Below are 25,075 nucleotides of genomic sequence, written 5' to 3' on the forward strand. Positions count from 1 at the left end.
TGTTGTTGCGCCCCTTGCGGAACGTCGTACCGATGGGGTGAACGGGCGGGAGGTAGACCACGTCGAAGCCCATGTCCGCGATCGCCTCCAGCCGGCGCGCGGCCGTGCGGAAGGTGCCGTGCGGCTCTTCGGCGGTGCCCTCGGAGCGTGGGAAGAACTCGTACCAGGAGCCGTACAGGGCGCGTTCGCGCTCGACCAGCAGCGGCATGGGGTCGGAGGCGGTGACCAGCTCCCGCAACGGATAGCGGTCCAGCAGCGCGTCCACCTCGGGCGACAGGGCGGACTCCAGGCGCTCGTGCACGGGCAGGGAGTCGTCGCCGAGAGCCTGCGCGGCGGCGAGGACAAGGGTTCGCTCCGGGCCCTTCGGCACTCCGGCGGCCGCACGCTCGTAGAGCTCGGCACCCTCCTCCAGCACCAGCCCGATGTCGATCCCGGCCGGCACCTTGACCGAGGCGGCGTGCCGCCAGGTCGCCAGCGGATGGCTCCAGGCCTCCACCCGGAAGGTCCAGCGGCCCGTCGCGTCCGGAGTGACGTCCGCACCCCACAGGTCACTGCCGGGGGACAGCTCCCGCATCGGCGTCCACGGGCCACGGCGGCCCTTGGGATCGCGCAGGACCACATTGGCACCCACGGCATCGTGCCCTTCACGGAACACGGTGGCGGTGACCTGGAAGGTCTCCCCGGTCACCGCCTTCGCCGGGCGCCTGCCGCACTCCACGGCCGGCCGGACGTCACGGACCGGTACGCGGCCGATGGCCGGGGTCCTGCGCATGTATCTCACCTCCGCCGTGCGCGAAGCCGGGCACCCGGCCCGGCTTCGCGATCCGAGAGGGGCCGACTCACGCCGGCCCCGGGGGAACGCCTTGTACGGTGCCAGCTCAGGGGCTCGGCGCCGTGGAACGCCGCTCCGACGGCGGCGCTCTTCTGGCCGATCGGCGCGGCCGCGGCCGTCCGTCCTGCTCGCGCAGGTAGGTGACCAGATTCGTGCGCAGATAGCGTTCGGCGGCGTCCGCGGCCTCGCGGGCGCAGCGTTTGCCCATCAGTACGCACAGCGTGTAGCCCGAGTCCTCGAAGGTGGCCCGGACCGTGCGGTCGTGGGGCGAGGCGAGCATCACGCGCTCCCACGCCCGGTAACGCCGCAACGCCCGGGCCACTTCGGCCTTGGCGGGTAGCAGCATTGCCCTCTTCACCCTCCACGCTCTCGACTGGGCGCGTTCCCGACGGTCGGGTGGTGTCCGCGCACGGAAGGGCACGGCACCGTTACGGCGATCGAGGCTTTCACTTATGGTGCACGGACGACGACGCAGCGTCTTGTTGGATCTTCAACGACGGTTGTGTGTCGGGCCCTCGTGTTGCACGAATGGCGTAGTGCCCTCACCGTGGAGGTGACTCAGAAGCGATCAGCGCTCACGCTATGTGTCCGGGATCCCTCCCGGACGGGCATCCGGGACCTCTCCCGGGCGGGCGAGGGGAGCGAGAGCTTCGCCGGTGAGGAGCAAGCGACGATGAAGACCGCAGTGCCCTGCTACTACCACCTCGACGTGGAAGTCAGCCCGGAACGGGTGGTACAGGTCAGCCGCATCCTGGCCGCCCATCTCCGCTACTGGGATCTCGAGAACCTCACGGATCCCGTCTGCCGCGGCGCCGAACTGCTGCTGCGGGCGATCGACGAGCATGCGAAGGTCAAGCACACCTCCATCGAGATGTGGTGGAACGGCCAGCACCTCATCACCGCCTTCGGCGACGACGACCCGGACCTGCGCCCCGACCAGGACCTGCGGTCCTGCCTGGCGGACATCGCCGCCATGAGTGACGGCTGGGGCTGCTGCGCCTCGGACACCGGCAGCAAGATCATCTGGTTCTCGCAGCGGGCCCGCGCCGGTCAGCGCGTCCCGCTGGTACCGATCGCCCCCGCGCCGACGCTGCGGCAGGGGCTGCAGGTGCCGCGCGAGACGCCGGTGGCGGTGCTGGCCGCGCCGGCGGAGGCCATGGACGACGCGCTCGCCGCGCCGGCCGCCGTTGGCGCCGTACCGGAAGACGCCCTGGAGGGCAGCCGGTGACCGCCCGCAGGAGACGCAAAGGGCTGCCCGTGTGGAGCGGGCAGCCCTATCCGTTGGGTGCCGTGTTCGACGGCCAGGGCACCAACTTCGCCCTGTTCAGCGAGGTGGCCGACCGGGTCGACCTGATCCTCGTCGACGACACCGGCACCGAGACCCCCGTCCGGTTGCACGAGGTCGACGGATTCGTCTGGCACGCCTGTCTGCCCGGCATCGGGCCGGGCCAGCGCTACGGCTACCGGGTCCACGGCCCCTGGCAGCCCTCGCTCGGCCACCGGTGCAATCCGAAGAAACTGCTGCTCGACCCGTACGCCCGCGCCGTGGACGGCCAGATCGACAACCACGCCTCGCTGTACGAGCGCGCCCCGGACGGCCCCGCCCCGGCGGACAGCGCCGGGCACTCCATGCTCGGCGTGGTCACCGACCCGTACTTCGACTGGGGCGACGACCGCCCGCCCCGGACGCCGTACTCGGACTCGGTGATCTACGAGGCCCATGTACGCGGCCTGACCCGCACCCATCCCGACGTGCCCGAGCGGCTGCGCGGCACCTACGCGGGCCTCGCCCACCCCGCCGTCATCGAGCACCTGACCTCGCTCGGGGTGACCGCGGTGGAGCTGATGCCGGTGCACCAGTTCGTGCAGGACGGCGTGCTGCAGGACCGCGGCCTGTCCAACTACTGGGGCTACAACACCATCGGCTTCTTCGCCCCGCACAACGCCTACGCCGCCTTCGGCACCCTCGGCCAGCAGGTCAACGAGTTCAAGGCCATGGTGAAGGCGCTGCACGCCGCCGGTCTCGAAGTGATCCTCGACGTGGTCTACAACCACACCGCCGAGGGCAACGAGATGGGCCCCACGCTGTCCTTCCGGGGCATCGACAACGCCTCCTACTACCGCCTGGTCGACGGCGACTGGGCGCACTACTACGACACCACCGGCACCGGCAACAGCCTGCTGATGCGGCACCCCTACGTGCTGCAGCTGATCATGGACTCGCTGCGGTACTGGGTCACCGAGATGCATGTCGACGGCTTCCGCTTCGACCTCGCGGCCACGCTGGCCCGGCAGTTCCACGAGGTGGACCGGCTCTCTGCGTTCTTCGACCTGATCCAGCAGGACCCGGTCATCAGCCGCGTCAAGCTCATCGCCGAACCCTGGGACGTGGGGGAGGGCGGCTACCAGGTCGGCAACTTCCCGCCGCTGTGGTCGGAGTGGAACGGCAAGTACCGGGACGCCGTACGGGACTTCTGGCGGGCCGAGCCCGGCTCGCTCGGTGAGTTCGCCTCCCGGCTGACCGGCTCCTCCGACCTGTACCAGCACAGCCGGCGCCGGCCGCGCGCGAGCGTCAACTTCGTCACCGCGCACGACGGTTTCACCCTGCGCGACCTGGTGTCGTACAACGACAAGCACAACGAGGCCAACGGCGAGGACAACCGGGACGGCGAGAGCCACAACCGGTCCTGGAACTGCGGGGTGGAGGGCCCCACCAAGGACCCCGCGGTCCTCGAACTGCGCGCCCGCCAGCAGCGCAACATGCTGGCCACGCTGCTGCTGTCGCAGGGCATCCCGATGCTCTGCCACGGCGACGAACTCGGCCGCACGCAGCGGGGCAACAACAACGCCTACTGCCAGGACAACGAAGTCTCCTGGATCGACTGGGAGTTGACGGACGAGCAGCGCAGCCTCGCCGACTTCACCCGGCATGTGATCGCCCTGCGTGCCGCGCACCCCGTGCTGCGCCGCCGCCGCTTCTTCCGCGGTGAGACCGCGACCAACGCCAGGCAACCGCTGCCCGATCTGATGTGGCTCAGGCCCGACGCCCGTGAGATGACCGACCGGGACTGGCAGCGCGGGGACGCGCACTCGGTGGGGGTGTTCCTCAACGGCGACGCCATCGCCGAGCGCGACGCCCACGGTCGCCGGATGGTCGACGACTCCTTCCTGCTGCTCGTCAACGGCTACTGGGAACCGGTCGACTTCCGCCTGCCCGACGACACCTTCGGCGAGCGCTGGACGACCCTGATCGACACCGCCGAACCGGACGGCATCCCCGACGAACGCGAACGCAAGGCCGGTACCAGGCTTCGCGTGGAGGCCCGCAGTGTCGTCCTGCTGTCGCGTCCGTCCCGTCCGTCCAGGGTGGCGCGCTGAGTTGGTCGTCTGCGGGTCGGTTGTGGCTGCTCGCGCCGTTTCGACCCGAACCGGCGGGTTCAGCGAACCCGGCGTGCCGTCACCGTGAACTGAGCCCCGTCGGCGTCCCGGAGGATCGCCTCGTTCTCGTCCTCGCACAGTACGCTGCCGCCGTGCTTCTCCGCCGCCCGGGCGCAGTCCGTGACGTCCGCGACGGCGAAGTGGATCTGCCAGTGCGGCCGGACGGAGGGGTCGGGTGCCGACTCCAACGCACCCGAGTCGATGCGCGCCACGATGTCGCCCCGGCTGCGCAGCACCACCTCTCCGCCCTCGTACTCCACCTCGCAGCAACCCGGCAGCCCGGACGCCCAGTCGAGGACCTCGCCGTAGAACATCGCGGCGTCGAAGGCGTCGCGGGTGTGCAGCCGTACGAAGGTCGGGGCCGCCCGCCGCCACGCCTCCCAGTTGGAGACCAGTTCCCCCTGCCAGATGCCGAAGGTGGCCCCGTCCCGGTCGGCGAGCAGTGCGGCCCGGCCCGGTGGGAAGGACAGCGGTCCGACGGCCGCCGTGCCGCCGCGTTCGCGGACCCGGGCCACGGCCACGTCGGCGTCCGGCACGGCGAAGTACGGCGTCCAGGCCACGGCCATCTGCCACATGGAGGCGACGGCGGCGATCCCGGCCACCGGCACCCCGTCCGCCAGCGCGATCCTGAAGTGGTCGCCGAGCTTCACGCCGCGCCATCGCCAGCCCAGGACGGCCGAGTAGAAGTCCTGGGTGGCCTCGAGGTCACGGCTGGTCAGGCTCACCCAGCACGGGGCGCCGAAGACGGAGTGCGTGGAGACGACGTCTCGTTTCCGCGGTCCACCGCTGACGGGGGCGTTGTGGTTCATGTCGGTCGCGTCCTGCTCTCGGGGCCGGGCGGCCACCGCTCTGGCTCCAGTGTCCAACCGGAGGGGCTTCGGGTGCCTGTCGAGTACCCCCGGTGGCATCGCCGCAGGCGGGCGAGCACGATGGGGACATGGGAGCGAACGATCCCGACCGGATCTCCGCGCTGCAGGCCGAGGTCGACCAGATGAAGGAGGCCGTGGTCTCCCACGCGGTCGTCGACCAGGCGATCGGGATGGTCGTGGCCCTGGGCAGGGTGACCCCGGACGAGGGCTGGGAGGTGCTGAAGGAGGTCTCCCAGCACACCAACATCAAGCTGCGCAACATCGCCGAGCTGATCCTCATCTGGGGCCGCCGCGGCGACATCCCGCCCGAGGTCCGCGCCGAGTTGGAGGACGCCCTGGATCGGTACGGCCCCACTCAGGTGCCCGGGACCTCGGAGGACTGAGCCGGGGCCGGGCCCGGATTCAGCGGGCCTCGGCGAGCAGTTCCTCGCGCAGCCGGTCGAAGCAGCTACTGAGCAGCCGGGAGACGTGCATCTGCGAGATGCCCAGTTGCTGGGCGATCCGGCTCTGCGTCATACCGCGGAAGAACCGCAGGTAGAGGATGATGCGCTCGCGTTCCGGCAGGGCCTCGAGAATCGGCTTGACGGCGGCCCGGTCGACCACGAGTTCGTACCCGGGATCGGGGCTGCCGAGGGAGTCCCCGAGGGCGTAGCCGTCGGTGCCGGCCACTTCGGCGTCCAGGGACAGCGCGGAGAAGCACTCGAGCGCCTCCATGCCGGTGCGCACCTCGTCCTCGCTGAGCCGCGTGTGGGCGGCGATCTCCGCCACGGTGGGCGGGCGCCCCGAGGTGCTCTGGGCCAGTTCCTTCGCGGCGGAGCGGACCCGGTTGCGCAGGTCCTGCACCCGGCGCGGCACGTGCAGGGTCCACATGTGGTCGCGGAAGTGGCGCTTGATCTCACCGGTGATGGTGGGCACGGCGTACGCCTCGAAGGCACGGCCACGCCCGGGGTCGTAGTGGTCGACGGCCTTCACCAGACCGAGGGCGGCCACCTGGTACAGGTCCTCCAGGGTCTCCCCGCGGCCGCGGAACCGCACGGCGATCCGCTCGGCCATGGGCAGCCACAACTCGACGAGTTCATCGCGCAACGCCCGCCGCTCGGGACCGTCGGGCAGCTTCGCGAGCCGCTCGAAGGACTCCGCCGTGTCGGGGGCGTCGTCGTGGGGATGGGAGGTGGTGGTGCCGGTGACGGGCATGGTGCGCGCCTCTCTCGGCAGGTGCTGGTGGTGACAGACACCGTGGGAGGCGCGCTCGGACCAGGAATGGGGCAACGGGGCGGTCGGCGGCAAGGAGCCGACTCCCACGGACGTGCCTACGGTCCGAAGCACTGTGCTTCGTTTTCCCCCTCCCGGACATCACAAAACAATTAAGTGCAAATGGGATGCAGTCGGGCAGTTCCTTGACCTCCCCTTGGCGGGCATTACCTCTGTAGCAGAGGTAATCTTCTTGTGTGGAGTCCGAGACGGCGCAGCGAGTGGCAACGGAGTCCGGGACCTTTCCGGGGGAGACCTTTCCGGAGGAGCTGGCGGACGCGCTGGTGCGCATCCAGCGGCTGATCCGGCGGCGGCTGCGCGGCGGGCTGAGCGTGCCCCGGCTGCGCGGTGCCGAGGTGGAACTGCTCCGGCTCGTCGAGTCCCGGCCCGGCATCGGCATCTCGGACGCGGCCAGGGCACTGCACCTGGCGGGCAACTCCGTGTCGACCCTGGTCAACCAGCTGGTCCGGGGCGGATACCTGCTCCGTGAGACCGACCCCGCCGACCGGCGCGCGGCCCGGCTGCAGCTGACCGCGACCGCCGAGAAACGGCTCGACGACTGGAAGCGGCGCCGGGCCGAACTGGTCGGCCGGCACGTGTCCCGCCTCGACGACACCGACCGGGAGACCCTGCGCGCGGCCCTCCCGGCGCTGCGCAAGCTGGCGGCCGGCCTGCACGAGGAGGCCGAGGAAGCATGACGGAGGTCCAGAGCCCATGACGAGGGACACCACCGACACCCCTGGGGACGCCGTGGACACCACCGACAGCCCCGACGCCGCGTCCGCGGCCACCGACAGTCCCGACGCCGCGTCCGCAACCGCCGACGGACACGCCGGAGCCGTCGGCGAGCCCCCTGACGAGCCCACAGAGACGCCCGGGTCGGCCACCGCAGCCATCGGCTCCGCCGGAACCGCCGGCGCGCCCTCCGCATCCGGCGACGCCCCGGAACCTGCCGGGGCCGTCGGTGCTGCCGCCGAGGCCGCGCGGCGTGCAGTCACCCGCGTTCCCGGTACCGGTGACGCCGCCGGTGCTGTGGCGTGCGCGGCAGTCACCCCCGCCCCGGAACCTGGTGGGGCCGTCGGCGCTGCCGCCGAAGCGGCGCGTCCCGCGGCCGGCCTCGCGTCCGGGGCGGACGCCGTCGGCGCTGCCGCCGAAGCCGCGCGGCGTGCAGTCGCCCGCGTTCCCGGTACCGGTGACGCCGCCGGTGATGCGGCGTGCGCGGCAGCCACCCCCGCCCCGGAACCTGCTGGGGCCTTCGGTGCTGCCGCCGAAGCGGCGCGTCCCGCGGCCGGCCTCGCGTCCGGGGCGGACGCCGTCGGTGCTGCCGCCGAAGCAGCGCGGCGCGCAGCCACCCCCGCCCCCGGACGCGCCGATGCCGTGAGCTGTACCCGGCTCGCCTATTCCTTCGGGGACACCAATGCCGTCGACGGGCTCGATCTGGCCGTGCGGGAGGGGGAGGTGTTCGGGTTGCTCGGGCCCAACGGGGCCGGCAAGACCACCGCCATCCGCTGCATCACCACGCTGCTGCCCGTGCCGGCCGGCATGGTCGGCGTCTTCGGGCACGACGCGGCCAAGGAGCGGATGGCGGTGCGCCGGCTGCTCGGCTACGTCCCGCAGCAGTTGTCCGCCGACAGCGGGCTGACCGGCCGGGAGAACGTCGCGCTGTTCGCCCGTGTCTTCGACGTGCCCCGGCGCGAACGCGCCGAACGGGTCGGCCAGGCGCTGGCCGCCGTCGGCCTCGGCGATGCCGCCGACCGCCTCGCCGGGACGTACTCCGGCGGCATGGTCCGCCGGCTCGAACTCGCCCAGGCCCTGGTCAGCGCGCCCCGGCTGCTGATCCTCGACGAGCCCACCATCGGACTCGACCCCATCGCCCGCACCGGCGTCTGGGAGCACATCAACGCCGTCCGCGCGGCCACCGGGATGACCGTCCTCGTGACCACCCACTACATGGACGAGGCCGACCAGTACTGCGACCGGGTCGGCCTGATGCACCGCGGCCGCAGCCGCGCCCTCGGCACCCCGGACGAGCTGCGCCGCGGCCTCGCCGAGCGCAAGGGCACCGACACCCTGCCCACGCTGGAGGACGTCTTCCGCGACGTCGCCGGCAGCGGCCTCGACGACCACTCCGGAGGAGGTTTCCGCGATGTCCGCAGCACCCGCCGCACCGCGCGCCGCGTCGGCTGACCGCGTCCCCGGTGGCGACACCGCCCTGCTGCTCAGCCCGCCCGTGCCGCGCGCCGGCTGGCGGCTGCTGCCCGCCCGGGTCGGCGCCATGTGCGCCGTCGAGCTGCAGAAGCTGCGCCACGACCGCACCGAGCTGTACACCCGCGCGGTCCAGCCCGCCCTGTGGCTGCTGATCTTCGGCCAGACCTTCACCCGGATCCGGGCGATACCCACCGGCGGCGTCCCGTACATCGACTTCATGGCGCCCGGCATCATCGCCCAGTCGGCGATGTTCATCGCGATCTTCTACGGCATCCAGATCATCTGGGAACGCGACGCCGGCATCCTGAACAAGCTTCTCGTCACCCCGACCCCGCGTTCGGCACTGATCACCGGCAAGGCGTTCGCCGCCGGGGTGAAGTCGCTGGTCCAGGCGGTCGTCGTGATCGTCATCGCCGCCGTGCTCGGCGTCGCCCTCACCTGGAACCCGCTGAAGCTGCTCGGCGTCGCCCTCGCCGTGGTGCTCGCCTCCGCGTTCTTCTCGTGCCTGTCGATGACCATCGCCGGCATCGTGCTCAGCCGCGACCGGCTGATGGGCTTCGGCCAGGCGATCACCATGCCGCTGTTCTTCGGCTCCAACGCCCTGTACCCCGTCTCGGTGATGCCGGGCTGGCTCCAGGCCGTCAGCAAGGTCAACCCGCTGAGCTATCAAGTCGACGCCCTGCGGGGCCTGCTGCTCGGCACTCCCGCGCACCTCGGCACCGACTTCGCCGTCCTGGCGGTGGCCGCCGCGCTCGGCATCGCCGCGGCCTCCGCACTGCTCGGCCGGCTGGCCCGGTGATCTTGCCGCGGACGTGATGTGCGGCACGCACCCGCACCCCCGCCGAAAGCGCTTCGGACGCATCCTTCCTGCGCAGCGCTTGATCAGCGATCAAAGCGGGCGAACCCCCTGGCCACAGCGCATTCTGCTCATTTGACAGTGCGCTCAGCGCACAGATAGACAGCAGCTCTCGAAGGTCGAGAGGGGCACTGTGTACGAGCCGAACGTGGTCGGGGACTGGCACGAGTACGACGAGCATGCCGGTCTGCGGGTCCGCGTCCACCGTCTGGAGGCCGCGGAGCCGCCGCGCGGACGCGACGACGCCGCCGCCGGGCTGACGTACTTCAGTGTCCGGGTGACGGTCGAGAACCGCGGCGCCCGGCACTACGGCATCCACCTGGAGGACGGCCAGATCGACGTCCGGGTCGGTTCCGACGGCGAGGGCGCGTTCATCGACTGGCGCAACTCGCAGTTCATCGAGGGCTTCGACGTCTACCCGCTGCGCCGGGCCACCGCCGTGCTCTACGCCGCCGCCCCCGAGGCCGCCCTCGCGCATGTGGACGTGCAGGTGCAGCTGCGGGTGGAGGACGAGTGGGCCGACCGCCGGCTGTGGACCGGCGGCATCGGCGTCCTGGAGGCGGCCACGGCGGCCACCCCGGCGGCCGCCGGGCAGGGCAGCCTGGCCCACCAGGTCAGCGCCTTCCTGAAGGACCTGAGGGACCAGACGGAGCCCGGCACCGCCTGACACCGGCGCCGGGGGCCGTCGTAGGTCTGGGACGGAGCCGTCGTAGGTCCGGGACGGAGCCGCCGCAGGTCCGGGACGGAGCCCCGTAGATCCGGGACGGAGCCGCCGTACGAACCGTGCCGGACCGAGCGATCGGTGCGGTCAGTGCGGAATGCCGTCGATGATCTCCCGCGCGCCCTGCCGCAGCAGCGCCACCGCGACCGAGGTGCCGAGCGTGGCGGGATCGAGCCGCCCCGCCCATTCGTGGGCGTTCAGCCTGGTCTTGCCGTCCGGGGTGAACACACACGCCCGCAAGGACAGTTCCCCGCTGCGGTCCACGCGCGCGTAGCCGGCGATCGGGCTGTTGCAGTGGCCCTGGAGCACATGCAGGAACATCCGCTCGGCCGTCGCCTCGCGATGGGTGTCCGGGTCGCCGAGCCCGCTGACGATGTCGATCACAGCGGTGTCGTCCTCCCGGCACTGCAGGGCGAGGATGCCCGCGCCGATCGGCGGCATCATCGTCTCGGCCGACAGCACCTCGCTGATCACGTCCGTGCGGCCGATCCGCTCCAGGCCGGACATCGCCAGCAGCAGGGCGTCCGCGTCCCCGGCGGCCAGCTTCTCCAGGCGGCGGTTGGCGTTGCCGCGGAACGGCACGCATTCCAGGTGCGGGTGTGTGGCGGACAGTTGGGCCACCCGGCGCACCGCGGAGGTGCCGATCCGGGTGCCGGCCGGCAGTTCGTCCAGGGTGAAACCGCCCGGGTGCACCAGCGCGTCGCGGATGTCGTCCCGCTTCAGGAAGGCGGCGAACACCGTCCCGGCGGGCAGCGGCCGGTCGGCGGGCACGTCCTTGACGCAGTGCACCGCGAGATCGGCCTCCCCGGCCAGCAGGGCCGCGTCGACCTCCTTGGTGAACGCCCCCTTGCCCTCGACCTTGGACAGATCGCCGAGCCACTTGTCGCCGGTGGTCTTCACCGGTACCACCTCGGTGCGCACCCCGGGGTGCAGGGCTGCCAACTCGGCGCGGACCCGCTCGACTTGGGCCAGGGCCATGGGGGAGTCGCGGGAGACGATGCGGATCAATTCCGGGACGGACATGGGGACACGATAGACCCTGGGGCCCGACGCCCGGTCAGGGCCTGCTCGCAAGTGCGCAGCAGGCACCGGCGCCGCATCGGGTCACTGCCACGCCACTCGGCCGGGGCCGCCCGCGTCTCCGCACTGCCTCGCCGCCCGCGTCTCCGCGCCTCCCGCGTCGACCGCCTCGACGTGCGCGCCGCCCAGTGCGTCGGGACGGTCGCGGCGCAGCGCGGCACCGACCCGGCTCAGCGCGTACGGCTCCCGAAGGTCCGCGGCAGCCGTGCGCGCCGGGGATCATCCTTCCCGGCAGAGGCCCGCCCGGCAGGTGGCCACGGCGGCGAGCCGCTCCCGGTGGGCCGCCCGGGCGCGAACGGTTCGCGGCCCGCGGCCCGGCGTCGTACGCGCGCGCCCGCACCCCTGTGGTCCGGGAGCGCGGGCGCCGCTCCCGGGAAGCGACCGGTTCCCGGCTCAGGAGCCGGCTTCGGCGACCGGGAGGCTGTAGCGCAGCTTCTCCTTGGCGCGGGCGCCGAGCCGGTCGTAGAACCGGACCGCCCCCTCGTTCCAGGCGGGCGTCTGCCACTGCACCTCCATGACGCCGAGCCGCCGGGCCTCGGCGACCACCGCGTCCACGAGCAGCGGTCCGAGGCCGAGACCGCGGTGGCCGGGGGCCAGGAACAGGCAGTCCATGTGCAGATACTCCCGCCCGTCCCAGGTGGACAGTTCGGGCGCGCAGGTGGCGTAGCCGACGATCTCGCCGTCCGGGGCCTCGGCGACCAGGCAGCGCAGCCGCGGGGCGGGCGTGTCGAACATCAGGCCGGCCAGCCGGGCGGCGAGGTCCGGCACCGGCGGGGCGGCGCGTTCGTACGCGGCGTGCTGGGCGGCCAGTTCGGCCACGCGCGGCAGATCGGCTCGGTCGGCGTGGCGCACCCGAGCAGTGCCCGTCACCGGACCTCGCCCTCCAGGGCGTCGGTGCTCCAGGCGGTCAGGCGTTCGGCGAGCGGGCCCTCGCCGTCCAGGACGTGCCGGGAGAACGCCTCCCGCTCGTGCGCGAGCAGCGCGGCCTCCCAGACGCAGGGCGCGAGCCCCGCCCGGCCCGGCCGCAGCGCCGCGGGCCGCCCGGCCGGGCCGGTGAACACGGCCAGGTCGGACATGTGTCCCTCGATCCAGCTGTGCACGAGGACGTAGTCGCCGTCGCCGCCCGCATGCACGATCAGCACCGCGAGGCCCAGCGAGCCGCGCGCCCCTCCCAGGGCCAGGTGGCCCGCGGCCAGGTCCAGCGCCGTCGCCACGGCCCGCGGACCGACCGTACGCCCCGGCGCCTGCAGCACGTACACCTTGACAAGATGACCAGCGGCTTCCCGGACGCCCAACCCCCGGGCGGTACGGCCGTGATGCCCCTCGGCGAGGGCGAGCAGTCCGGGCGCGTCGATCGCCGGGGGCAGCTCCACGTGAAGATCCATCCCGCCATGATGGTGGCTCGGTGTGCGGGCGTCCATGGCGGGGCGGCGGCGCACGGTACGGCTCGGCGGCGTACCGGCGGTTCTCCTCAGCCGAAGCCCTCCGGCAGGTCCGCCGCGGATTCCTCCGGGGTGAGGTCCGGGCGGAGCCGCAGCCAGGACGGCTGGCGCAGGAGACCCGCCCGGGTACGGGTGCTGTAGCTGACCTCGCCGACCAGCCGGGGCAGCACCCAGCGGGCGTCCGGGATGCGTGGCACCGGATCGAACGGGCACCGCCCGCTCGCCGCTTCCCGCAGCCGCCCGGCCAGATCCGTGCGCTCCGCCTCGCTCCAGCCGGTGCCCACTCCGCCGACGTACCGCAGTCGGCCGGTCTCGTCGCGCTGGCCGACCAGCACCGCACCGGGCAGCCCGCTCAGCCGCCCTTTGCCCGGCAGCCAGCCGCCGACGATCACGTCCTCCGCGCGCATGTTCCGGATCTTGATCCAGGCACGTGAGCGGACCCCGGGCTCGTACACCGAGTCCAGCCGCTTGCACACCAGACCCTCCAGGCCGTGCTCCCGGGTCGCCGCGAGCGCCTCGGCGCCGTGTCCGGTCACCGCACCCGGGGTCGACCAGTACGGCCCGGCCAGGCCCAGCTCCGTGAGCCGGGCCCGCCGCCGTACGTACGGCAGCCGCAGCAGGGACTCCTCGCAGTACGGCACGTCGAACAGCACCAGATGCACCGGCACCTGGGCGGCCCGGCGTGCCGCCCGCGCAGGGGCGTGCGCCAGGCCCATGCGGCTCTGCAGCAGCTGGAAGTCGGCCCGGCCCTGTTCGTCGAGGGCGAGCACCTCACCGTCGAGCACGGCGGGCGTGGTGCCCAGTGCGCCGCCGAGCGGCCGCAGTTCGGGATAGGCCGCGGTGATGTCCTCGCCCGAGCGGGCGCGCAGCAGCACGCTGCCGTCGCCGGGCAGATAGACCATCACCCGCTGGCCGTCCTGCTTGGTCTCGTAGGCCCACCGCGGATCCTGGGTGGCGGGCGGCAGGGCGCCGGGGGTGGCGAGCATCGGCGCGATGAGGGGCAGGGGCACGGCGGTCACGGCTGAAGGTCTCGACCGCTCCCGCCGGCCTCACGCGCCTTCGGTCGCGGGTTCCCCTGAACGGGCCCGCACCGCCCGCGTGCCGCGGGACACACGGGCGCGGTCGCGCGCACGGACGGGCGCGGCCGGCGTTGCCGGCCGGCCCCGTCTCAGCCGACCGACCCGTTTCAGCCGAGCGTCTCCGCTTCGCCGGCGGCCCCGTCTCAGGCGGCCGGTCCTGTCTCAGGCGGCTGGCTCCGCCTCAGGCGGCCGGCTCCTCCTCGCCGGCCGCCCCGCCTCAGCCGACCGTCTCTGCCGAGGGTTCCGTGGGCGCCGGTGCGGGGGCCGGGGTGGCCGGGCGGGGCCGGGGGAGGAACGAGGCGAGGGCGAAGGCAAGGATCGCCGCGCCCGCGCCGATCGCCATGACGACCTTGAAGCCGTTCTCCGACGGCAGCGCGTGGCCGCCCAGACTGATCGTCAGCTGCGCCAGGATCACCCCGGCGACCGCGCTGGCCACGGACGTGCCGATGGACCGCATCAGCGTGTTGAGGCTGTTCGCGGCGGCCGTCTCGGACGCCGGGACCGCCCCCATGATCAGGGCCGGCATGGCGCCGTAGGCGAAACCGACGCCCGCGCCGATGACACAGGACACCAGGATCAGCTGCCAGACCTGGCTCATCATCACGATGTTGAGGCCGTAGCCGGCGGCGACGATCAACGCTCCCAGCATCAGCGTGATCTTCGGGCCCCGCGACTTGGTGATCATGGCGGACACCGGTGCCATGGCCATCATCACCAGGCCCTGCGGGGCCATGACGACTCCCACGGTGAGCATGGACCGGCCGAGGCCGTAGCCGGTCTGCGTGGGTAGCTGGAGCAACTGCGGAAGGACGAGGGACATCGCGAACATCGAGAAGCCGAACGCGACGGACGCCAGGTTGGTGAAGAGCACCTGGCGGCGCGCCGTGGTGCGCAGGTCCACCAGCGGTGCGTCCGTGCGCAGTTCGAAGAGGCCCCAGGCGACCAGGACGACGACCGCGAGCGCGAACAGACCCAGGGTGGTGCCGCTGCCCCAGCCCCAGTCGGCGCCCTTGGAGACGGCCAGCAGCAGGGAGACCAGCCCGACGGCCATGCCGAGCGCCCCGACGAGGTCGAAACGGCCACCGGTGCGCACCCCGGACTCCGGTACCAGGGTCCGTACGCACGCGAACGCGACGACGCCGAGGGAGGCGGACGTCCAGAACAGCACGTGCCAGTCGAAGTGGTCGGCGATGAACGCGGCGGCGGGCAGGCCGAGCGCACCGCCGACGCCGAGCGAGGCGCTCATCAGCGCGGTCGCGCCCGCCAGCTTCTCCGGCGGCAGCTCGTCCCGCATGATGCTGATGCCGAGCGGCACCACGGCCGCGGCGAGGCCCTGCAGAGTACGGCCGACGATCATCGGGACCAGCGCGTCGCTGAACGCGCACACGACCGAACCGGCCACCAGCAGCACCAGGCTGACGAGCAGCAGGCGCCGCTTGCCGAACATGTCACCGAGCCGCCCCGCCACCGGAGTGGCGACGGCGGCCGCCAGCAGGGTGGCCGTGACCGCCCAGGCGGCGTCGGACGCCGAGGCGTGCAGATAGCCGGGGAGCTCCGGCACGATCGGGATGACCAGGGTCTGCATCAGCGACACGGTGATACCGGCCAGGGCCAGCACCGCGACCACGGCACCCGGCCGCGACGGAACGGATCTGCCGGCCTCGGCGGGCCGGGCGGGGGCGTCGGACATGAGGAGCAGGACCTTCCGAGGAGTGGTTCGCGCGGACCGATGGACAGTGCGTGGGCGAACGGACAACGCGCGGGCGAACGGACAAATCGACAAGTGGACACACGGGTATCGGCCGTAAGGCCGGGCCCCCTCAGTTTAAGTCAAGTGCTTGACTTACCTTAGCGAGCTGAAATGGTGCCGCGCGCGGGGCCCGTCCCCGGCGGGGCGGGCGCGCACCGTAGGCTTCTTCGGCTGGACCTCGCCGCCCCGGTCGAGGGCCCGGGGCGGTGCGCGGGACCGACCGCCCCGGCGCGCTGCACGGTCCCGGAGCGGTGGTGAGCATGGCGCGCAGGACGGCGCGGGCCGAGCAGGTGAGCGCGACGCGGGAGGCGATCCTGACCGCGGCGGAACGGCTGTTCGCCGAACACGGCGTGTACGCCGTCTCCAACCGCCAGGTCAGCGAGGCCGCCGGCCAGGGCAACAACGCGGCGGTCGGCTACCACTTCGGCACCAAGGCCGATCTGGTCCGCGCGGTGGCCCGCCGGCACGCCGAGCGCATCGAGGTGCTCAGAGAGCGGGCCCTCGCCGCGGCCGGCGACTCCACCGACGTACGCGACTGGGTCGACTGCCTGGTGCGCCCGGTGACCGAGCATCTGGCCGGGCTCGGCAGTCCGACCTGGTACGCCCGGTTCTGCGCCCAGGTCATGACCGACCCGGCGCTGCACGAGATCATGGTCGAGGAGTCCATGGCCTCGCCGGCGCTGCGGCAGGCGATCGAGGGGCTGAACCGCACCCTTCCGGAACTGCCGCCCGAGGTCCGCGCCGAACGCGGCCAGATGGTCCGCCTGCTGATCCTGCACACCTGCGCCGAGCGCGAACGCTCCCTCGCCGAGGGCACCCCGACCCCCAGAGCCACCTGGCCGGAGGCGGCCACGGGCCTCACGGACGCCATCCTGGGGCTGTGGCTGGCCCCGGTCGGGCGTGCTTGCTGAGTCCCTCGGCCCTACGCATCGAAGGTCACCACGACCTTCTCGGCCGCCCCCGGTGTCAGCGCCAGCCGGAAGGCCCGGTCCGCCTCGGCGAACGGCACCCGGTGGCTGATCAACTGCGCGAAGCGCTGGTGGTGTTCGACGAGCTGAGGCGTCACCTCGAAGATCTCCGTGGGATACCCCTGTGACGCGACGAGCGTCAGCTCGCTGCGCAGCATCCCGCCCAGGTCGATCTCCGAACCCTTCTTCTGTACGGCCACCATGACCAGCCGCGCACCCCACTTGGCCGCGCCGACCACGGTGTTGAAGACGGCCGTCGCACCGGCGGCGTCGATGTACACGTCGGTGTCCGGCCGCGGCTGGCCGAGCGCGTTGGCGCCCTCGCCGTGCAGCTCGGTCAGCCGCGCGGCCACGTCCTCCGCGCGCGAGTCGATCACCGCGTCCGCGCCGACGGCGAGGGCCTTCTCCAGCCGGTCCGGCAGCACATCCACCACGACCACGTGCCGCACGCCCCGCAGCTTCAGCCAGATCGTGGCACCGAGCCCGATGGGCCCGGCACCGAACACCACCACCTTCTCCGACGGCCGTGCCCCGGACCGGTTGACGCAGTGCAGGGCGACCGCCATCGGCTCGTTGAGCGAGGCCACGTCGAAGGGCACGAAGTCGGGGAACACCGCCACGCTTCTGCCCGCGACGGCGTTCTCGATCAGCAGGTACTCAGTCATGCCGCCGTGCCTGCCGCCGCAGCCGATGATCCCGGTGGGCGCGTCCTGCGGGTTGACGACCACCCGGTCTCCGGCCTTGAGGCCCGTGACCCCCGCGCCGACCTCGACGATCTCCCCGGCCGGCTCGTGCCCCAGGGGGACCGGGACGAGCTCACCGCCCAGATGGGCGCGGGCCGGCATGCCGCCCATGTGTACGAAGGCGAGGTCGGTACCGCAGATGCCACAGGCGCGGATCTTCACGAGCACGTCCTTCGGCCCGGGCTCGGGCCGCTCGACGTCCACCACCTCGATCTGCCCTGCGGCGCCTGTCTTCACGGGCATCATGGTGGCCATGGATGACTCGCTTTCGAGAGGTCGGGCGGGCTCGAGGAGGTGCCCTCGGACGGAACCGGGCGGAGAGAGCGGCTGGGGGTTTGCTTGAGTTAGGCAAGCGCATCTGGCTTACTTGAGTCAAGCAAGTAAATGGTTTGGGCCCTCCGACGCAGACCGCCTCCCGCCACGTCGGCCTCAGGGGGATCGCGGTGGTCCGACCCAGCCCAGCGACCGCTCGACGGCCCGCTGCCAGTTGTCGTACTCCGACTCCCGCAGGCCGGGGTCCATGTCGGGCAGCCACTGGGCGGCCCGGTGCCAGTTGCGGCGCAGCACTTCCAGATCGGGCCAGTAGCCGGTGGCGAGCCCGGCCGCGTAGGCGGCGCCCAACGAGACCGTCTCGGCGACCATGGGCCGTACCACGGGCACGTCGAGCACGTCGGCCACGAACTGCATGAGCAGGTTGTCCGCGGTCATGCCCCCGTCCACCTTGAGCTGCCGGAGGGACACCGAGGAGTCGGCGTTCATGGCGTCGACCACCTCCCGGGTCTGCCATCCGGTGGCCTCCAGGACGGCACGCGCCAGGTGTCCCTTGGTGATGTACGAGGTGAGGCCGACGATGACCCCGCGTGCGTCGCTGCGCCAGCGGGGCGCGAACAGTCCCGAGAACGCGGGGACGATGTAGCAGCCGCCGTTGTCCTCGACCGTCCGTGCGAGGGTCTCGATCTCCGGGGCGCTGCTGATCAGGCCGAGCCGGTCACGGAACCACTGGACGAGTGCGCCGGTGACGGCTATCGACCCTTCCAGGGCGTAGGCCTGCGGCCGGTTCCCGATCTTGTACGCGACGGTCGTGAGGAGCCCGTGCCGGGACCGCACCAGCTCGGTTCCGGTGTTGAGCAGCAGGAAGCTGCCCGTTCCGTAGGTGCACTTGGCCTCGCCGGGGGAGAAGCAGGTCTGGCCGAAGAGGGCGGCCTGCTGGTCGCCGAGGGCGGCCGTGATCGAGACCCCGGGCAGCAGCGAGCGGGCTTCGCCGTAGGTTTCCGCGGACGGCCGGATCTCGGGCAGCATCGCGCGCGGCACGCCGAAGAAGGCCAGCAGTTCGTCGTCCCAGGTGAGCGTGCGGATGTTCATCAGCATGGTGCGGCTGGCGTTGGTGGCGTCGGTGATGTGCAGGCCGCCCGCGGCGCCCCCGGTGAGATTCCAGATCAGCCAGCTCTCCATCGTCCCGAACAGCACCTCGCCGTCCTTGGCGCGCTGTTCGACCCCCTTGACGTGGTCGAACAGCCACCGGATCCGCAGCGCGGAGAAGTAGGTCGAGGGCGGCAGGGCGCACCGCTGGAGGAAGAACGCCTCCCCGGGGCTCTGCATGAGGTCGTCGACGAGCGGAGCCGTGCGGGTGTCCTGCCAGACGATCGCCCGGCCCAGCGGGGCGCCGGTCCGCCGGTCCCAGAGCACCGTCGTCTCGCGCTGGTTGGCCAGGCCGATGGCGACGACCTGCTCCTTGGCGACGCCGGTGTCGGAGAGCGCCTCGGGCACGATGTGCCGCAGGTTGTGCCAGATCTCCATGGCGTCGTGCTCCACCCAGCCGGGCCTGGGGAAGTGCTGCTGGTGTTCCTTCTGCGCGACCGAGACCAGCCGCCCGCGGTGGTCGAACAGGATGCATCGGGTCGAGTTGGTGCCCTGATCGATGGACATTACGTACCGTTCAGCCATGATCGGGTCTGCCTTCCGACGGATCGAGGGGCCGGCTGTCCTGGCCTACCAGCGGGCGGCTCCCAGGTCTCTGGAGATGGCCCGGGCGGCCTCGCGGAGCAGCGTGATCAGGCTCGGACGGGGGTGGCCGTGGCTGTCGCAGATCCGCTCGACCGGCCCGGACAGCCCGATGGCGCCGACGACAAGGCCGCCGTGCCCGCGGATCGGTGCGGCGATCCCGGCCTCGCCCATGCTCATCTCCTGGATCTCGGCGGCCCATCCGAGTTCCCTGACCTCCGCGAGCGCACGGGCGAGCCGCTCGGGATCGGCCAGGGTGTGCCGGGTGTACGCCTCCAGCCCCCGTCCCTGGGCCGGGTCCACGCCCGCGGTCCCGTACGCCAGCAGCACCTTGCCGAGCGAGGAGGCGTGCAGCGGCAGCAGCGCGCCCACGTCCAGGGTCTGGAAGGTGTCGTCCGGCCGGAAGACGTGGTGGACGACGAGGACACTGCCCTCCAGCGGCGTGCCCAGGCGTACCGCCTCCCCACTGCGGGCGGCCAGGGCGTCGGCCCAGTTCAGCGAGCGCGAGCGCAGCTCGTTGACGTCGAGGTAGCTGGTACCGAGGTGCAACAGGGCGGCTCCGAGCTGGTACTTCCCGGTCGCCGCGTCCTGCTCCACGAAGTCCACGTGCTGGAGCGTGCGCAGAATGCCGTGCGCGGTGCCCTTGGCCAGCCCGAGCGAGGCCGCCACCTCGCCGAGACCGAGGCGGCGGGGCCCGCCGGCGAGCAGACGCAGAATCGCCGCCGCCCGTTCGATGGACTGGACTGGGCCGGCCATGAAGCGAGCCTATTACCCGCACGCACGCCGTGCCCCGTGGGCGAGGACGGGCGGGCGTTCGGTAATGCCGACCACGGTTCATTGACCGGCCCGATTTGTCTCCTTAGCGTGCTTGCGAGTCCGGAACGCGCCGGAATGACGGCGCCGGACCGGGCCGTACAACCATCGGGAGAGAACATGGCGGCACAGCTCAAGACGCTGGTTCAGGCGGCATACGAACACGTGTGTCCGGTGCCGCCCGTCGCCGGCGCCGTCTCGGCCGTACGCCGTCGCGCCGCGGTGGTGCTCGCCGACTGGAGCGTGTGTCCGCTCCTCGTCGAGGACGCGCTGCTCGTGGTGTCGGAACTCGTCACCAACGCGATCGTGCACGCCCGGCCCCCGGCCGTGCTCCGGCTGTCGTGGGTGCAGGGCGACGGCGACCGCACCCTGCACATCGAGGTCAGCGACGCGGGCCCCGCCCTTCCGGTGGGCGGGTTCCTCATCGGGACGGACCCGGACGAGCACGGCAGGGGCGAGACGATCGTCCACGCCCTGGCGACTCGCCACGGCATACGCACCCACCTCGACGGAGTCACCCGGTGGGCCGAACTCGTCGGGCCGCGGACGCCCTGACCCAGATCCTGTGGTCAAACTCCCGTCGTCCGCCGGGAGGGCGGGCCTCGCGCCCGCCGCGGAGCGGCTATGTACGTCGTAGGTGCGTGCTCTGGGGGAGGGAGTCTGACGACAGGGCCTAGAGTGCGGCCTCGCACCACGCCGGTACGTACGCCGGCTCGTCCGCGCTGCTCCGCCGGAGCAGGAGCAGGGCGGCGTCGTCGTGCAGCCGGCCGCCCACATGCGCCAGCAGTTCGTCATGGAGCGCGGTGAGGGTGCGCGCCGGCTCGTCGCACACATGGCGGGCCACCCCCTCGGCCAGCGGATAGAAGGCACGGGCGTGATCGCGGGCCTCCGTGACCCCGTCGGTGTAGAGCAGCAGTTGGTCTCCCACCGCGAACGGCAGACGCTGCAGGCGGGGGGTCTGGCCCGCGAGGGCGCGCAACCCGAGGGGCGGAGCGGGACGGGAGGGCTCCACCGCCGCGACCTCTCCGGAGGCGGACACCAGCAGCGGCGGCGTATGCCCGCAGTTGACGATCTCCAGGTGTCCCGGTCGCGGACATCCGGCGACCACGGCGGTGACGAAGTCGTCGGGACCGAGGTTGCGGGCCAGGCTCCGCTCGATCCTCGCGACGACGTCGAGCAGATCGGGCTCGTCATGGGCGGCCTCGCGGAACACCCCGAGCACGAGGGCGGCGGTTCCCACGGCGGGCAGGCCCTTGCCGCGCACGTCGCCGACGATCAGCCTGATCCCGTGGGGCGTGGACACCAGGGCGTAGAGATCCCCGCCGATCCGCGCCTCCGCCGCCGCGGCGCTGTAGCGGACGGCCACCTGGAACGGGCCGACGGTGTCCGGGACCGGCTGCAGCAGGGCGTGCTGAGCGGCCTCGGCGACCGAGCGAACGGCCGCGAGGACCCGTTCCCGACGGCCGCGCAGCGTGCTGGCCAGGTCGCTCGCCGCGGTGACGGCCAGCAGGGCGGCGAGCACGACGGTCAGTTCGCGGGCCGGTACCCCGTGCGCGATGCCCAGCGCCGCGCCCGTCGCCGCGGCGAGGAGACCGGCGCACAGCACACCGCGCGGCTGGTTGGTGGCGGCCGCCAGGGCGGGCCCGGCCGCCAGCAGCGGCAGCCAGATCAGCCCCCCGCCCACGGCGGCGCCGAACAGGGCGACGATGGCGACGACCAGCACCGGGAGCACTGGGAGCACCGGGAGCAGCGGCGGCACGGGCAGTCCCGCGGCCGGCCGCCCGGTGGCGGGCCGGCGGACCGGTCCACGGACGCCGGTCACACGGTTCCTCAACAGTCGCATCGCCGTACGGTCGCCGCCCTCGTATCCGGTCTGGCTCATGTTTGGTCAGCAGTCCTCGTCTCCACGGTGTGCTAGACACCCGGAATGTCCCTTTTCATCAAGCAAACGGTCTTGGCGAGGCAGCCACAAGGCGCGGAATTTCAGATAGTGAGCGAGAGGCTCCTGGTCACCCGGCTCGCAACGGACAGCAGGCGTGCCCGGATCTCCTCGATCCGGGCGCGCCGCTCCGTCGGCAGGGAGACGCCGAGCGAGCCGAGCGTGTTCCCGCGGTAGACGGGCACGGCGACGCACACGGTGCCGAGCGCGTACTCCTCCAGATCCGTGACGGCCGGTGCCAAGGGGGGCGCCTCGATCCGGCGGAGCAGCTCCGGAAGACTGGTGATCGTCCGGGGTGTCAGTTCGGCGAGCTGGTGCCGGGACAGGTATTCCTTGCGGGCGTCCTCGTCCAGCTCGCGCAGCACGGACTTGCCCAGCGCCGTGGCGTGCCCGGCATCCTCGAAACCCACCCAGAGATCCACCCGGGGCATGCGGGCGCTGTCCACGATCTCGGCCACCCGGATCTCGCCGTCCTCGTAGAACGTGAGGTAGGCGGGGCTGGACAGCTCGTCCCGCAGGGCGGCCAGCGTCGGGCGCACCCGGGTGAGCAGTGACTGTGTGTGGCCCGCCGTCCGCAGGGAGTTCAGCTTGTCACCCAGGACGAAGCCGCCGTCGTCCAGCTTGCGCACGTATCCGTCGTGCACGAGGGTGCGCAGCAGGTGATAGGCGGTGGCCAGCGGCAGCTCCGTCTCGCGTGCCAGTTGCTTCGCCGGCGCGCCGTTCTCGTGCACGCTCACCGCCTCCAGCAGGCGGAACGCCCGCTGTACGGAAGAGATCAGCGTGGGGCCGTCCTGAGCACCCATAGGACCAGCCTGCGCCGGGCGACCGACCCGGGCAAGGCCGGGCACCGGCGGCGGCGCCGGGTGAGTCGGCGTACGTCGGCTGGACCACATCAACTTCCTCGCGGCCGACGTGGTCGCTCGGCGCCCGGCCCCCCGAGCTGATCCGGCTCGACAGCGGCCGGATCGCGGCCCGCTGGCTGACCTTCACCGACAGGTCGTACGACGTCGTGTACACGGAGGACCGGACCGCCTCGACCTGCCTGCTGCACCACATCGCCTTCGCGACCGACAGCCGCGAGGACATCCTGCGCACCGCCGATCTCGCCGTTGACTCGTTGGAGGCGGCTTCTTGGCGTCGAGCGCACTACGCATGCTTCGGACCAAGGTCCTCGGCATCACCCCGGGCCAGCCGGCGACCTCGGCGGCTACGCCACCTTCGGCATGCTGGTGGGCGCGCTCACCGCCGGCACGGTCGCCGACCGCATCGGCCGCAAGAAGCTCATGGTCGGCCGTGTCACCCTGTTCTCGCCGGCCTCCGGGACATGCGCCCTGTCCGGCCCGGTCGCGGTCGGCCCATCGCGCCGGCGGCGTCCCCTCCGCCTACGTGGCCAAGTGGCTGGTGGAGCCGTACGGCTGGCGGTCCGCCTTCCGGGTCTGCGTGCTGCCGCTGCTCTTCGTCCCGGTGCTCGGCAAGGTCATGCCCGAGTCGCTGAGCTGCCTGGTCGCCAAGGACCGTACCGCCGAGGCGCGAGGCGTCGCCGGCCGCTGCGAGGCCGAACCCCCCGCCGCGGCCGCCCCGAAGGTGCCGGCCGGTGGAGCGCCCTGCTGGGCCTGTTCCGTGGCGGCGAGTGGCTGCAGTCCCCGCTGTACTGACTGGCCTCGGTTCCGCCCTGAGCTTCGTGGTGCTTGCCTGACCTTCCTGGTCGTCTTCCTCACCGGCGTGTTCCTCAACAGTGCCCAGACGACGATCTACGCGACCGTCTCCATCCGGTCCGCCCCGGCGGGCCGCGCCACAGACGTCGGCTGGACCTCGGGCGTGGGCCGCTTCGGCGCCGTCTTCGGGCCGTGGCTCGGCGGGCAGCTGCTCGCCGCGGGCAACGGTGACCGGGGGTTCACCGCCTTCGCCCTCGCCGGTGTGCCGTCCATGGTGTTCATCGGCGTCGCCGCCCTGTGCTCGTCGCGGCGCCCCGAGCACAGCGGCGCCGGGCAGCAGCTCGTCACCGCCGGCCGACCACCCCCGCGCACGGTGCCGCACCCCGCCCGGGGGTCGGCGCCCCACGCGTCGCACGCATGTCACCCCTGCGCGCCGGGCTCCACGTCCAGGCCCGTGCAGGCCAGCTGCCCGGCCACCTCGGCGCACGCCTCCACGCCGCGCGGCGAGGACACCGAGAGCATCGGGCTGCTGTCCCCGGTGGAGTCGTCCGCCGGATAACCGGCCGACAGCACGTTCTGGCCCGCGCGCACCGACACCTCACGGGCCTTCGGCGACCGCACCCGCACCTGTGACCATGCGGTCCCGCAGGCGGGTGACCAGCGCAGCCGAACGGTGTAGGCGGGGCCGGTGACCATGGTCGTGGTGCGCGCGTCCCGGGCACACAGCGAGGGGTCGGGCAACTCGCCCTGACAGGACCGGCCGTGACAGCGGGGCACCCCCGGCAGGGTCTGTGCCGCGGGCGTGGCGCCCGGCCGATCGGACAGGGCGACAGCGGCGGCGGCCACCGCCGTCGCCGTGCCGAACAGCACGAGCACGGACAGCGGAAGCCACGACGGGAGCCGCCTCGGAAGCCGTGGCCCGAGCCGGCGGAGCCGCCGCCGGGGACCGGGCTCCTCGGGTGCGGTCTCCGGCGCGGCCTGGGGTGCGGTCTCGGGTGCGGGCGTGCCGGCCGCCTCCCACAGCGCCAGTACGGCCTCGGGATCGGCGCCGGCGAGCCGGCAGAGCGCCTCCACGGCCGGTCTCGGCGGCGGAGTGCCGCCGGACAGATAGCGGTGCCACGCGGACTTGCTGTACGGGGTGCGCGCGGCCAGCGCCGCCAGGCTCAGCCCTGTACGGTCCTTCAGTTCGCGCAGTTCCACCATCAGTGCCTCGTCCGGCGTGGTCGATGCTTGAGGGTGTCGCATCGTGCGTCCTCGACTCCCTTTCCGCTATGGGCGATTTCGCCCCTGTTGTCGGAATAGCTTCCCGGGAGGAAGGCGCCTGCAACACGCGGTGAGGTAGGAGCAAGGTGAGGCGTGGGTGTACCGAAGGCCCGTTCGGGGGTCGTCGAACGGGCCTTCGGTGGCTAGGCGGTGGCGTGGTGCGGGGT

The 25,075-nt window shown here is 72.5% G+C and carries 24 protein-coding genes and 1 pseudogene; 10 read left to right on the forward strand and 15 right to left on the reverse strand.

Annotated features, from left to right (window positions below; all coding sequences use genetic code 11):
* Together SRB17_RS21635 and SRB17_RS21640 are read right to left on the reverse strand one after the other, a co-directional pair.
* The coding region (locus tag SRB17_RS21635; RefSeq protein WP_153541353.1) for a maltotransferase domain-containing protein at window positions 1–772 on the reverse strand (772 nt) is incomplete at its 3' end.
* Between the two features lie 106 nt (window positions 773–878).
* Complete coding sequence (locus SRB17_RS21640) at window positions 879–1,178, reverse strand: DUF5133 domain-containing protein (protein WP_153541355.1); 300 nt, start codon at window positions 1,176–1,178, stop codon at window positions 879–881.
* Window positions 1,179–1,505: 327 nt separating this feature from the next.
* On the opposite strand from SRB17_RS21640, the gene SRB17_RS21645 reads away from it, so the two are divergent.
* Together SRB17_RS21645 and glgX are read left to right on the forward strand one after the other, a co-directional pair.
* Window positions 1,506–2,060, forward strand: coding sequence for a pep a2 (locus SRB17_RS21645; RefSeq protein WP_153541357.1), 555 nt, complete (start codon window positions 1,506–1,508; stop codon window positions 2,058–2,060).
* Window positions 2,057–4,210: a glycogen debranching protein GlgX gene (gene glgX / locus SRB17_RS21650; RefSeq protein ID WP_323376056.1), complete on the forward strand. Its 2,154-nt coding sequence runs from the start codon at window positions 2,057–2,059 to the stop codon at window positions 4,208–4,210. The genes SRB17_RS21645 and glgX overlap by 4 nt, the downstream gene beginning before the upstream one ends.
* A 59-nt stretch (window positions 4,211–4,269) precedes the next feature.
* Here the strand turns inward: glgX and SRB17_RS21655 are convergent, their stop codons facing one another.
* Complete coding sequence (locus tag SRB17_RS21655; RefSeq protein WP_153541359.1) at window positions 4,270–5,079, reverse strand: VOC family protein; 810 nt, start codon at window positions 5,077–5,079, stop codon at window positions 4,270–4,272.
* A 128-nt stretch (window positions 5,080–5,207) separates the two neighbouring features.
* On the opposite strand from SRB17_RS21655, the gene SRB17_RS21660 reads away from it, so the two are divergent.
* The gene (locus SRB17_RS21660; protein ID WP_153541361.1) at window positions 5,208–5,522 is read left to right on the forward strand and encodes an ANTAR domain-containing protein; all 315 of its coding nucleotides are present in this window, start codon (window positions 5,208–5,210) and stop codon (window positions 5,520–5,522) included.
* Window positions 5,523–5,541: 19 nt separating this feature from the next.
* On the opposite strand, the gene SRB17_RS21665 is transcribed toward SRB17_RS21660, so the two are convergent.
* A complete protein-coding gene (locus tag SRB17_RS21665) occupies window positions 5,542–6,333 on the reverse strand; it encodes an RNA polymerase sigma factor SigF (protein ID WP_153541363.1) in 792 nt (263 codons plus the stop codon).
* 254 nt (window positions 6,334–6,587) lie between these two features.
* On the opposite strand from SRB17_RS21665, the gene SRB17_RS21670 reads away from it, so the two are divergent.
* The 4 genes from SRB17_RS21670 (at window position 6,588) to SRB17_RS21685 (ending at window position 10,121) form a co-directional block, all read left to right on the forward strand.
* Window positions 6,588–7,088 carry a MarR family winged helix-turn-helix transcriptional regulator gene (locus SRB17_RS21670; protein WP_323376057.1) on the forward strand — a complete coding sequence of 167 codons (501 nt, stop codon included), beginning with the start codon at window positions 6,588–6,590 and terminating at the stop codon, window positions 7,086–7,088.
* 679 nt (window positions 7,089–7,767) lie between these two features.
* On the forward strand, window positions 7,768–8,577 hold the full coding sequence (locus SRB17_RS21675; RefSeq protein WP_323376201.1) for an ATP-binding cassette domain-containing protein: 810 nt from the start codon (window positions 7,768–7,770) through the stop codon (window positions 8,575–8,577).
* Complete coding sequence (locus SRB17_RS21680; protein WP_153541365.1) at window positions 8,537–9,397, forward strand: ABC transporter permease; 861 nt, start codon at window positions 8,537–8,539, stop codon at window positions 9,395–9,397. The genes SRB17_RS21675 and SRB17_RS21680 overlap by 41 nt, the downstream gene beginning before the upstream one ends.
* Before the next feature lie 190 nt (window positions 9,398–9,587).
* Window positions 9,588–10,121, forward strand: a complete 534-nt coding sequence (locus SRB17_RS21685) for a hypothetical protein (protein WP_323376058.1) — start codon at window positions 9,588–9,590, stop codon at window positions 10,119–10,121.
* Between the two features lie 141 nt (window positions 10,122–10,262).
* Here SRB17_RS21685 and hemC read toward each other — a convergent pair whose 3' ends face one another.
* The 5 genes from hemC to SRB17_RS21710 all read right to left on the reverse strand — a co-directional run bounded on the left by hemC (window position 10,263) and on the right by SRB17_RS21710 (window position 15,466).
* Entirely contained in the window at window positions 10,263–11,198 is a 936-nt protein-coding gene (gene hemC, locus SRB17_RS21690; protein ID WP_153541367.1) for a hydroxymethylbilane synthase, read from the reverse strand.
* Between the two features lie 450 nt (window positions 11,199–11,648).
* Window positions 11,649–12,125: a GNAT family N-acetyltransferase gene (locus SRB17_RS21695; protein WP_323376059.1), complete on the reverse strand. Its 477-nt coding sequence runs from the start codon at window positions 12,123–12,125 to the stop codon at window positions 11,649–11,651.
* Entirely contained in the window at window positions 12,122–12,640 is a 519-nt protein-coding gene (locus SRB17_RS21700) for a hypothetical protein (RefSeq protein ID WP_153541369.1), read from the reverse strand. The genes SRB17_RS21695 and SRB17_RS21700 overlap by 4 nt, the downstream gene beginning before the upstream one ends.
* Window positions 12,641–12,726: 86 nt before the next feature.
* Window positions 12,727–13,707 (reverse strand): ATP-dependent DNA ligase, encoded by a 981-nt coding sequence (locus SRB17_RS21705; RefSeq protein ID WP_323376202.1) that lies wholly within the window; start codon window positions 13,705–13,707, stop codon window positions 12,727–12,729.
* A 286-nt stretch (window positions 13,708–13,993) separates the two neighbouring features.
* Window positions 13,994–15,466 (reverse strand): MFS transporter, encoded by a 1,473-nt coding sequence (locus tag SRB17_RS21710; protein WP_153541371.1) that lies wholly within the window; start codon window positions 15,464–15,466, stop codon window positions 13,994–13,996.
* Window positions 15,467–15,786: 320 nt separating this feature from the next.
* On the opposite strand from SRB17_RS21710, the gene SRB17_RS21715 reads away from it, so the two are divergent.
* Entirely contained in the window at window positions 15,787–16,437 is a 651-nt protein-coding gene (locus SRB17_RS21715) for a TetR/AcrR family transcriptional regulator (RefSeq protein WP_153542321.1), read from the forward strand.
* An 11-nt stretch (window positions 16,438–16,448) separates the two neighbouring features.
* Here the strand turns inward: SRB17_RS21715 and SRB17_RS21720 are convergent, their stop codons facing one another.
* The 3 genes from SRB17_RS21720 to SRB17_RS21730 form a co-directional block, all read right to left on the reverse strand.
* On the reverse strand, window positions 16,449–17,492 hold the full coding sequence (locus SRB17_RS21720; protein ID WP_153541373.1) for a zinc-dependent alcohol dehydrogenase: 1,044 nt from the start codon (window positions 17,490–17,492) through the stop codon (window positions 16,449–16,451).
* A 174-nt stretch (window positions 17,493–17,666) separates the two neighbouring features.
* Window positions 17,667–19,181: a glycerol kinase GlpK gene (gene glpK / locus SRB17_RS21725; protein ID WP_153541375.1), complete on the reverse strand. Its 1,515-nt coding sequence runs from the start codon at window positions 19,179–19,181 to the stop codon at window positions 17,667–17,669.
* A 45-nt stretch (window positions 19,182–19,226) separates the two neighbouring features.
* On the reverse strand, window positions 19,227–19,994 hold the full coding sequence (locus SRB17_RS21730; RefSeq protein ID WP_153541377.1) for an IclR family transcriptional regulator: 768 nt from the start codon (window positions 19,992–19,994) through the stop codon (window positions 19,227–19,229).
* 177 nt (window positions 19,995–20,171) lie between these two features.
* On the opposite strand from SRB17_RS21730, the gene SRB17_RS21735 reads away from it, so the two are divergent.
* Window positions 20,172–20,606: an ATP-binding protein gene (locus tag SRB17_RS21735; protein WP_153541379.1), complete on the forward strand. Its 435-nt coding sequence runs from the start codon at window positions 20,172–20,174 to the stop codon at window positions 20,604–20,606.
* Between the two features lie 118 nt (window positions 20,607–20,724).
* Here the strand turns inward: SRB17_RS21735 and SRB17_RS21740 are convergent, their stop codons facing one another.
* Both SRB17_RS21740 and SRB17_RS21745 read right to left on the reverse strand, forming a co-directional pair.
* Window positions 20,725–21,933 carry a PP2C family protein-serine/threonine phosphatase gene (locus tag SRB17_RS21740; protein WP_228396192.1) on the reverse strand — a complete coding sequence of 403 codons (1,209 nt, stop codon included), beginning with the start codon at window positions 21,931–21,933 and terminating at the stop codon, window positions 20,725–20,727.
* 101 nt (window positions 21,934–22,034) lie between these two features.
* Complete coding sequence (locus tag SRB17_RS21745; protein WP_153541381.1) at window positions 22,035–22,793, reverse strand: IclR family transcriptional regulator; 759 nt, start codon at window positions 22,791–22,793, stop codon at window positions 22,035–22,037.
* 64 nt (window positions 22,794–22,857) lie between these two features.
* Here SRB17_RS21745 and SRB17_RS46465 point away from each other — a divergent pair.
* Window positions 22,858–23,107: pseudogene (locus SRB17_RS46465) on the forward strand (catechol 2,3-dioxygenase); the annotation flags it as partial.
* Between the two features lie 958 nt (window positions 23,108–24,065).
* On the opposite strand, the gene SRB17_RS21760 reads toward SRB17_RS46465, so the two are convergent.
* On the reverse strand, window positions 24,066–24,890 hold the full coding sequence (locus SRB17_RS21760; protein WP_153541383.1) for an XRE family transcriptional regulator: 825 nt from the start codon (window positions 24,888–24,890) through the stop codon (window positions 24,066–24,068).
* Between the last annotated feature and the right edge of the window lie 185 nt (window positions 24,891–25,075).

The organism is Streptomyces sp. RB17 (genome assembly GCF_009604455.1).
In the GTDB taxonomy this organism is placed as follows: Bacteria; Actinomycetota; Actinomycetes; order Streptomycetales; family Streptomycetaceae; genus Streptomyces.